Origin of the sequence: Asanoa siamensis (assembly GCF_016862555.1) — a bacterium.
Taxonomy (GTDB): Bacteria; Actinomycetota; Actinomycetes; order Mycobacteriales; family Micromonosporaceae; genus Asanoa; species Asanoa siamensis.
Window position 1 is genome coordinate 17,765 of record NZ_BONE01000103.1, and the last position, 9,410, is coordinate 27,174.

At 74.6% G+C, this 9,410-nt stretch carries 11 protein-coding genes; all 11 read left to right on the top strand.

The window, feature by feature from the left end; translation table 11 throughout:
• Nucleotides 1-5 precede the first annotated feature (5 nt).
• The gene (locus tag Asi02nite_RS36635) at nt 6-551 is read left to right on the top strand and encodes a NifU-related iron-sulfur-binding protein (RefSeq protein ID WP_203718643.1); all 546 of its coding nucleotides are present in this window, start codon (nt 6-8) and stop codon (nt 549-551) included.
• Nucleotides 548-1,174, top strand: a complete 627-nt coding sequence (locus Asi02nite_RS36640) for a DUF5947 family protein (RefSeq protein WP_203718644.1) — start codon at nt 548-550, stop codon at nt 1,172-1,174. Before Asi02nite_RS36635 ends, Asi02nite_RS36640 begins: the two co-directional genes overlap by 4 nt.
• Entirely contained in the window at nt 1,171-1,809 is a 639-nt protein-coding gene (locus Asi02nite_RS36645; RefSeq protein WP_203718645.1) for a DUF6084 family protein, read from the top strand. The genes Asi02nite_RS36640 and Asi02nite_RS36645 overlap by 4 nt, the downstream gene beginning before the upstream one ends.
• Entirely contained in the window at nt 1,806-3,176 is a 1,371-nt protein-coding gene (locus tag Asi02nite_RS36650) for a hypothetical protein (protein WP_203718646.1), read from the top strand. The genes Asi02nite_RS36645 and Asi02nite_RS36650 overlap by 4 nt, the downstream gene beginning before the upstream one ends.
• The gene (locus tag Asi02nite_RS42880; protein WP_373312403.1) at nt 3,173-3,292 is read left to right on the top strand and encodes a DUF6893 family small protein; all 120 of its coding nucleotides are present in this window, start codon (nt 3,173-3,175) and stop codon (nt 3,290-3,292) included. Before Asi02nite_RS36650 ends, Asi02nite_RS42880 begins: the two co-directional genes overlap by 4 nt.
• Complete coding sequence (locus tag Asi02nite_RS36655; protein ID WP_203718647.1) at nt 3,289-3,762, top strand: hydrogenase maturation protease; 474 nt, start codon at nt 3,289-3,291, stop codon at nt 3,760-3,762. The genes Asi02nite_RS42880 and Asi02nite_RS36655 overlap by 4 nt, the downstream gene beginning before the upstream one ends.
• 1 nt (nt 3,763) lies before the next feature.
• A complete protein-coding gene (gene hypF / locus Asi02nite_RS36660) occupies nt 3,764-6,295 on the top strand; it encodes a carbamoyltransferase HypF (protein WP_203718648.1) in 2,532 nt (843 codons plus the stop codon).
• 17 nt (nt 6,296-6,312) lie between these two features.
• The gene (locus Asi02nite_RS36665) at nt 6,313-6,561 is read left to right on the top strand and encodes a HypC/HybG/HupF family hydrogenase formation chaperone (protein ID WP_203718649.1); all 249 of its coding nucleotides are present in this window, start codon (nt 6,313-6,315) and stop codon (nt 6,559-6,561) included.
• Entirely contained in the window at nt 6,558-7,658 is a 1,101-nt protein-coding gene (gene hypD / locus Asi02nite_RS36670; protein WP_203718650.1) for a hydrogenase formation protein HypD, read from the top strand. Before Asi02nite_RS36665 ends, hypD begins: the two co-directional genes overlap by 4 nt.
• The gene (hypE, locus tag Asi02nite_RS36675; RefSeq protein ID WP_203718651.1) at nt 7,655-8,710 is read left to right on the top strand and encodes a hydrogenase expression/formation protein HypE; all 1,056 of its coding nucleotides are present in this window, start codon (nt 7,655-7,657) and stop codon (nt 8,708-8,710) included. Before hypD ends, hypE begins: the two co-directional genes overlap by 4 nt.
• A gap of 1 nt (nt 8,711) precedes the next feature.
• Nucleotides 8,712-9,410, top strand: a 699-nt coding sequence (locus Asi02nite_RS36680; protein WP_275410436.1) for a DUF6390 family protein, incomplete at its 3' end; no start/stop codon positions are given.

Consider the following 9,410-nt stretch of genomic DNA (forward strand, 5'->3'; position numbering starts at 1 on the left):
CCACTATGGACGTGGAGGCGCCGGCCGCGGCCGACTGGCACGCGGCCGGCGACCGCATCGAGGCCCTGATCACCGCGAGCGCGGCCGGCGGGGCGGTGGCCCGGGAACGGGCCGAGGAACTGGTCCGGCTCGTCGTCGACCTCTACGGCGCCGGGCTCGAACGCCTGCTCGACCTGCTGCACGAGCGCGGCGCGCTCCACGACGACGTGCTCGACGCGCTGGCCGCCGACGAGTTGGTCGCCAGCCTGCTGCTGGTGCACGGCCTGCACCCGGAGAGCGCCTCGACCCGGGTGGCCAAGGCGCTCGCGGCGGTCGCGCCCGCGGGCGAGGCCACGCTCATCGACATCACGCCCGCGGGCATCGCCCGGGTACGCCTGACCGCGAGCGGCTGCTCCTCGGCGCCCCTCAAGGCCGCCGTGGAGTCCGCGATCGCCGACGCCGCGCCCGAGGTGGTGACCATCGAGGTGGTCGGCAGCGACCCGGCGGCCGCCCCGGTGATCCCGGTCGCCTCGCTGTTCAGCCGCGTGACGGCGCCCGCGGAGGCGCCGTGAGCCCGTCGCTCGGCGCCCTGCGCCGGATCAGCCGGGACCGCCCGGCGCCGCGGGTCGCGGGGGAGCGCTGCGACATGTGCGCGCAGCCGGTGCCCGAGCCGCACGGCCACGTCGTGCACCTGGAGGGCCGCGCGCTGATGTGCGCCTGCCGGCCCTGCTACCTGCTCTTCTCCGGCGACAACGACCAGCGCTACCGCGCGGTGCCCGACCGCTACCTGCGCTTCGCCGACGTCTCGGCCGACGGGCCGGCGTTCGACGCGCTGGACATCCCAGTCGGGCTCGCGTTCCTGTTCCACAACTCCGTGCAGGACCGGCTCGTCGCGTTCTATCCCGGCCCGGCCGGCGCGACCGAGTCGGAGCTCCCGCTGGGTGCCTGGCAGGGTGTGCTCGCCGCCCACCCCGGGCTCGCCACCCTGCGGCCCGACGTCGAGGCCCTGCTGGTGCGCCGCACGACGCCCGGCTCGGCGCACTCCGGCTCGTGCCACCTGGTGCCGATCGACGTCTGCTACGAGCTCGTCGGCACGCTGCGCCAGGGCTGGCGCGGTTTCGACGGCGGCACGGAGGCGCGGGCCGCGCTGGCGGCCTTCTTCGCCACGGTCGAGGAGCGGAGCGTCGACGGATGACGCTGAGCTTCGCCGTCCGGGACATCGTCGCCGAGCCGCACGCCGTGACACCGCAACTCACCGCCAAGCTGCGGATCGACGACGCCGCGGGCCGCCGGCTGCACGCGATGACGCTGCGCTGCCAGGTGCGGGTCGAGCCGCAGCGGCGCGGCTACACCGCGGCCGAGGCCGAGGCGCTGCGCGGGCTGTTCGGCGGCCGCGAGCGCTGGGCCGACACCGTGCGGGCGTTCCCCTGGCTGCGCTGCGACATCACCGTGCCGGGCTTCACCGGCGGCACCGAGGTCGACCTGGCGCTGCCGTGCACGTACGACCTGGACGTGGTCGGCACCGCCTACCTGCACGCGCTGGACGCCGGCACCGTGCCACTGACGTTCCTGTTCTCCGGCACCGCGTTCCTGCCCGGCACCACCGGGTTCGCCGTGGAGCCCGTGCCCTGGGACCGCGTCGCCGGCTACGACCTGCCCGTCGCGGTGTGGCGGGACATGATCGAGCAGTACTTCCCCGGCACCGGCTGGATCCGGCTCGACCGCGAGGTGCTCGACTCCCTGGCCGCCGTCCGCGCCCGGCGCGGCGACGTGAGCTGGGACGAGACGATCCGTGCGCTGCTGCCCGCACACGACGAGGTGGTCGCGTGAGCATCGAAACCGTCCGCGCCGTCGCCGACGCGGTTCTCTACGAGGGCTACCTGCTCTACCCCTACCGGGCCAGCGCCGACAAGAACCGGTCGCGGTGGCAGTTCGGCGTGCTCGGGCCGCCCGGCGCCGCCGAGCGCGGGCTCGGCGAGGAGTCGGCGATGGCGATCCAGTGCCTGCTGGCCGGTGCCGCGACAAGCGCGACCGTGGACGTCCACCTGCGGTTCCTGCAGCTCCAGCGGCGGCAGGCCCAGCGGCGCGAGGCCGACGGCCGGTTCACCGACGTCGAGGCGCTCAGCGTCGGCGAACGCACCGTGCTCACCTGGGACGAGGCGGTCGAGCGCGAGGCCGTGTTCGAGGCGCAGCCGGTCGGGCCCGACGGCGAGCTACGGGTCGAGATCTCCGGCGGCGCGGACGTCGAGCCCTTCCACGACGAGTCCGGCGCGGAGGTCGGCCGGATCGTCCGGCGCCGCCGGCCGCTCCGCGGGCACGTCCGGCTCGCCGCCGCGGTCGACGGCGGGCACACCCGGCTGACCGTTGCGGTGGAGAACGCGTACGAAGGCCCGGTGTCCACGAAGGACGACGCGGTGCGCGGCTCGCTGCTGGGCGCGCACCTGGTGCTCCGGGCCCGGGGCGCCGACTTCCTCTCGGTGATCGACCCGCCCGACGGTGCCGCGGTCGCGGCCGCCGGCTGCGCGCAGCACCGCTGCTGGCCCGTGCTGGCCGGGCCGCCCGGCACGACCGACCTGGTGCTCGGGTCGCCGATCATCCTCTACGACCACCCCGAGGTGGCCGACGAGAGCCCCGGCGCGCTGTTCGACGCGACCGAGATCGACGAGATCCTGGTGCTGCGGATCATGACGATGACCGAGTCCGAGAAGGCCGAGGCCCGGGCGACCGACCCGCAGGTCGCGGCCATCATCGACCGCTGCGACGGGCTGACGCCCGAGGAGCTGCGACGCCTGCACGGGGTGTTCCGGAAGCCCGCGAAGGACGCGCGCGACGTCGAGCCCCCGACATTCGACACGGGCGGCATGCCGTGGTGGGACCCGGCCGCCGACGCGGCCGTCTCGCCCGAGACCGACTCCGTCATGGTCGACGGCGTGCGGGTCGGCAAGGGCAGCCTCGTCCGGGTGCACCCGCGCCGCCGCGCCGACGCGCAGGACCTGTTCTTCGCCGACCAGCTCGCCCGCGTGACCGCCGTGCTGTCCGACGTGGACGGTGGCACGCACGTCGCGCTCGTGCTCGTCGACGATCCCGCGGCCGACCTGCACGACTGGTACGGCCGCTACTTCTACTTCGCGCCGGACGAGATCCGACCCGTGGCCGGCGACGGGGAATCGATCCAGAGAGAGGAGAGCCGCTCATGAGAAGGCTCGGCATGGTGACGGCGGGCGTGGGCGCCGTGGTCGCGTTGGCGGCCCTGGTGCTGACCGTCCGTTCCGTTCCCGACATCCGGCGCTACCTGAAGATCCGCTCGATGTGACGATCCTGGTAGCCGGGATCGGCAACGTCTTCCTGGGCGACGACGGCTTCGGGCCGGCCGTCGCCCGCGCGCTGGTCGAGCGGGGAGACCCGCCCGCCGGCGTCCGCGTCGTCGACTACGGCATCCGCGGCCTGCACCTGGCCTACGACCTGCTCGACGGCGTCGACGCGCTGATCCTGGTCGACGCGCTGCCCGGCGACGCCGCGCCGGGCACCGTGACCGTGCTCGAGGTCGGCCCGACCGACCTGCCCGCCGGCGCCGGCGTCGACGCGCACGCGATGGACCCGGCCACGGTGCTGGCCACCCTGCGCCGGCTCGGCGGCAGCCTGCCACCGACCTATGTGGTCGGTTGCCGGCCCGCCGCCCTCGACGAGGACCTCGGCCTCAGCCCCGCCGTCGCCGCCGCCGTGCCCGAAGCGGTCGCCGCGGTCGACGTCCTGACCGACAAGCTCACCACCGGAAGGACCTGACATGTGCCTGGGCATCCCGGGACAGGTCGTCGAGCTCGTTCCCGGGTACGAGGGCCAGGTCGCCCTCGTCGACGTCGAAGGCGTCGCCCGCCGGGTGAACGTCGGCATGCTGGACGCGCCACCGGCGCCGGGCGACTGGGTGCTCCTCCACATGGGGTTCGCCGTCGAGCTGATCGACGCCGCCCAGGCCCGCACCGCCCGCGACGGGCTGGAGCTGATGGGCCGCGGCCGCCCGGCCGACCAGCGCGAGCGCCGCCGCTACGAGGTCACCGGCGTCGTGCAGGGCGTCGGGTTCCGCCCGTTCGTCTACGCCGCCGCGACCGCCCTCGCGCTCACCGGTCGGGTCGCGAACACCGCGGCCGGGGTGGCCGTCGAGGTGGAGGGCGCGCCGGACGCGCTCGACACGTTCGGTCGCCGGCTGCGCACCGAGCCCCCGCCGCTCGCGGCGATCGAGTCGGTCACCGAGTCCACGGTGGACGCCGTCGGCGGCACCGGCTTCACCATCGAGGAGTCCGGTCCGGCGGGACGGTCCCGCACGCTCGCCTCGCCGGACGTGGCCACCTGTGCCGACTGCCGCGCCGAGCTGCGTGACCCGGCCGACCGCCGCCACCGGCACCCGTTCATCACCTGCGTCAACTGTGGACCCCGTTACACCATCGTCACCGCGCTGCCGTACGACCGGGCGACCACGACGATGGCCGGCTTCGAGATGTGCGCGGCCTGCCGCCGGGAGTACGAGGATCCCGCCGACCGCCGGTTCCACGCACAGCCGATCGCCTGCCCCGACTGCGGCCCACGCCTGGAGCTGGTCACCGGCGACGCCGGGCGGCACGCCTGGCCGCCGCTGCACGGCGACACGGCGCTGCGCACCGCGCGGGAGCTGCTCGCCCAGGGCCGGATCGTCGCGGTCAAGGGGCTCGGCGGCTACCACCTGGCCTGCGACGCCCGCAACGAGAGCGCGGTGGCCACGCTGCGGGCCCGCAAGCGCCGCGGCGGCAAGCCGTTCGCCGTGATGGTCGCGGACCTCGCCGTCGCCCGCCGGGTCGCCGCGCTCGGGCCGGGCGAGGAGGAGCTGCTCACCGGTGCGCAGCGGCCCATCGTGCTCGCGCCCAAGCGGGAACCGCTGGCCGCGTCCGTGGCACCCGGCAACCCCGACCTGGGGCTGCTGCTGCCGTACACGCCGCTGCACGACCTGCTGTTCGGGCTCGACGGCGACCCGCCGGTCACCGACTCGCTGGTGATGACGTCCGGGAACCTGTCCGGCGAGCCGATCGTCACCGACGACGCCGACGCGCTGCGCCGGCTGGCCGGCCTCGCCGACGCCTGGCTGCGCCACGACCGGCCGATCCACGTGCCGTGCGACGACTCCGTCACCCGGCCGGTCGGCGGCGCGCCGGTGCCGGTCCGGCGGGCCCGCGGCTACGCGCCGCTGCCGGTCGCGCTGCCCGTCGAGGTGCCGCCCACCCTGGCCGCCGGCGCCGACCTGAAGAACGCCTGCGCCGTCGCCGAGGGTCGCTACGCCTGGCTCAGCCCGCACGTCGGTGACATGGACGACCTGCGTACCCAGGAAGCGCTCGGCGCCGTCGCCGCGCACCTGGCGGACCTGACCGGGGTACGGCCGGAGCGGCTCGTCGCCGACGCGCACCCCGACTACCGCAGCACCCGGTGGGCGCTCGGGCACGCCGGCGACCGGCCGGTCCACCTGGCCCAGCACCACCACGCCCACATCGCCGCCGTGATGGGCGAGCACGGCCTCGGCGCGGGCGAGCAGGTAATCGGCGTCGCCTTCGACGGCACCGGTTACGGCACCGACGGCGCGGTCTGGGGCGGCGAGGTGCTGGTCTGCGGCTACAAGTCCGCGGAACGCTTCGCCCACCTCGGCTACGTGCCGCTGGCGGGCGGCGACGCGAGCGTGCTGCGGCCCTATCGGATGGCGCTGGCGCACCTGCGGCACGCCGGTGTCGAGTGGACCGACGACATCCCGGCCGTGGCGGCCTGCCCGCAGGCCGAGCGCGACGTGCTGGCCCATCAGCTCGACACGGCCTTCGGCAGCGTGCCGACGTCGAGCATGGGCCGGTTGTTCGACGCGGTGGCCTCGCTCGTCGGTGCCAGGCACACCGTCGAGTACGAGGCCGAGGCCGCCATCGTGCTGGAGGGCCTTGCCCGCGACCGCTCAACCCGCCGCGCGTACCCGATGGTGATCGGTGGCGACGGACCGCTGGTCGCCGACCCGGCCGAGCTGGTGCGGGCCGTGGTCGCCGACCTGCGCGCCGGTGTGCCGGCGGCGGAGGTCGCGGCGGTCTTCCACGCCACCGTCGCCGAGCTCATCGCGGACCTGGCGGGCCGCGCCCGCGACCGGACGGGCCTGCGGACCGTTGCGCTGGGTGGGGGCGTGTTCCAGAACGCGGTGCTGCTCCAGGCGGCCGAGGGGCTGCTCACCGACCGGGGCTTCACCGTGCTGCGCCCGCGCCTGCTGCCGCCGAACGACGGCGGCATCGCGCTGGGCCAGTTGCTGATCGCCGCCGCTTCGTAGGAGGGGGAACCACCACCGTGTGCCTGGCAGTACCCGGACAGGTCATGAGCATCGCCGAACGCGACGGGACGTTGATGGCCGACGTCGACTTCGGCGGCGTACGCAAGGACGTCTGCCTGCAGTACGTCCCGGACGCCGCCGTCGGCGAGTACGTCGTCGTGCACGTCGGGTTCGCGATCCAGCGGCTCGACGAGGACTCGGCGCGGCAGACCCTCGCCAACTTCGCACAGCTGGGCATTCTCGAGGAGGAGTTCGGGGCGAAATGAAGTATCTCGACGAGTTCAGCGACCCGGTGCTCGCGCGCCGGCTGCTCGACCAGATCCACGCGGCCACCACCCGGCCCTGGGCGATGATGGAGGTCTGCGGCGGGCAGACGCACTCGATCATCCGGCACGGCATCGACCAGCTCCTGCCCGACAGCATCGAGCTGATCCACGGGCCGGGCTGCCCGGTCTGCGTCACTCCACTGGAGACGATCGACAAGGCGCTGGCCATCGCGGCCCAGCCCGGTGTCATCTTCTGCTCCTTCGGCGACATGCTGCGGGTGCCGGGCAGCGGGCGCGACCTGTTCAGCGTCCGGAGCGCCGGCGCGGACGTGCGGGTGGTCTACTCGCCGCTGGACGCGCTGGAGCTGGCCCGGCAGCACCCCGACCGCGAGGTCGTGTTCTTCGGGATCGGCTTCGAGACGACGGCGCCGGCCAACGCGATGACCGTGCACCAGGCGCGGCGGCTCGGCATCAGCAACTTCTCGCTGCTCGTCTCGCACGTGCTGGTGCCACCGGCGATCGCGGCCATCATGGAGTCACCGAGCTGCCGGGTGCAGGCGTTCCTGGCGGCGGGCCACGTGTGCAGCGTGATGGGCACGCAGCAGTATCCGGCCCTGGCGGCGAAGTACCGGGTGCCGATCGTGGTGACCGGGTTCGAGCCCCTCGACATCCTCGAAGGCATCCGGCAGACGGTCGTGCAGCTCGAGGCCGGGCGGCACGAGGTGACCAACGCGTACCCGCGGGTCGTGCCGGCGGAGGGCAACGTGCCGGCGCGGGCGATGCTCGAGGACGTGTTCGAGGTGGCCGACCGCACCTGGCGCGGGATCGGGACGATCCCGGGCAGCGGCTGGCGGCTGTCGGCGCGCTACCGCGAGTTCGACGCCGAGGAGCGGTTCGCGGTCGGTGAGATCCGCACCGACGAGTCGCCGCTGTGCCGGGCCGGCGAGGTGCTGCAGGGGCACATCAAGCCGCACGAGTGCGCGGCGTTCGGCAAGGACTGCACGCCGCGCAACCCGCTCGGGGCGACGATGGTGTCCTCCGAGGGCGCGTGCGCCGCCTACTACGCGTACCGCCGGCTGGATCTGGTGTCCGTATGACCACTGTGGACTTCTCAGCGTGGTCGTGCCCGGTGCCGCTGCGGGACACGCCCGCGGTGGTGATGGGGCACGGCGGCGGCGGTGCCATGTCGGCGGAGCTGGTGGAGCAGCTCTTCCTGCCCGCCTTCGGGTCGGCAGGCGCGGCCGAGCTCGGCGACTCCGCGGTGGTCGAGGCCGGTGGGGCGCGCCTGGCGTTCTCGACCGACTCGTACGTGGTGAAGCCGATGTTCTTCCCCGGCGGCTCGATCGGCGACCTGGCCGTCAACGGGACCGTCAACGACCTGGCCATGTCGGGCGCGACGCCGCTGTACCTGTCGACGGCGTTCATCCTCCAGGAGGGCACCGACCTGGCGGTCGTGGGGCGGATCGCGCAGGCGATGGGCCTGGCCGCCGCGGCCGCCGGCGTCCGGCTCGTCACCGGTGACACCAAGGTGGTCGACCGGGCCAGCGGTGACGGGGTGTTCGTCAACACGGCCGGCATCGGGCTCGTCGCGCCGGGCGTCACGATCGGGCCGCGGCGGGCCCGTCCCGGTGACGTGGTGGTGGTCAGCGGCGACATCGGCGTACACGGGATCGCGGTCATGAGCTGCCGCGAGGGATTGTCGTTCGGGACGTCGGTCCTTAGTGACACGGCCCCGCTGGCCGGTCTGGTCGCCGCGATGCTGGGCACCGGCGGCGACGTGCGGGTGCTGCGGGACCCGACCCGGGGTGGCGTGGCGGCCTCGCTCAACGAGATCGCGCGGGCGTCGGGCGTCGGCGTCTCGCTGGTCGAACGGGACCTGCCGGTGCCGGCCGCGGTGCGGGACGCGTGCAGCCTGCTCGGCCTCGACCCGTTGCAGGTGGCCAACGAGGGCAAGCTGGTGGCGGTGCTCGACCCGGGGTCGGCTCCCCTCGTCCTGGAGGCGATGCGCGCGCATCCCCTCGGCACCGGGGCGCGGGTGATCGGCACCTGCGTGGCCGAGCATCCGGGGACGGTGGTGGCCCGGACGGCGCTCGGCGGCAACCGGGTGATCAGCCTGCCGATCGGCGAGCAGCTACCCCGGATCTGTTGACGTGTCGGCCTCGGGGGCACTGATGTTCGCGCGGTACGCGTACCCGCCGAACGCCCTGGGCTACTGCGGACCGGCGGGCGCGGAGGCGATGCTGCGGGGCGACGCCACCGCGGACATCGCCCGCCGCGCCCGCCGCTTCGAGGGAGCCTGGTCCTATCTGGAGTTCCTGGCCGGGCAGGCCGGCATCGCGGACCCGCTCGACGAGCGGGTGGTGGAGGCGTACTGGGTCGGCGGCGACCTGCTCGCCGGGGTGTCGTCGGCCGCGCTGGTGTCCTTCCTGGACACCCGGTTCGTGGGCCAGTCCGGCGGCACCTGGCGCGCGGCCGGCGACCGGGCGCTGCCGCACCACACGTTCCAGGTGTTCGAGGTCTACCCGTGGGCCGGCCTGCTCGCCCAGACCGGCCACGCGCAGGCGCTCTCGGTGCTCGACCAGTGCCGCATCCGCACCGGCGTCGTCGTGGCGGTGTCGGGGGAGACCGCCACGGTCGAGTCCCGGCCGCTGGTCGCCGCGCCCGTCGGGGTGGCACCCGGCGTGCCGCGCCGCGAGACCGTGCGCTGGTCGGTGGAGGGCTGGTCGCTCCTGCCGGGCCTGGCCGCGGGCGACCGGGTGGCACTGCACTGGAACTGGGTGTGCGACACCCTGACCGACGACCAGGCGGACCGCATCGAGACGCTGGAGGCCCGCTACCACTGCGTGGCC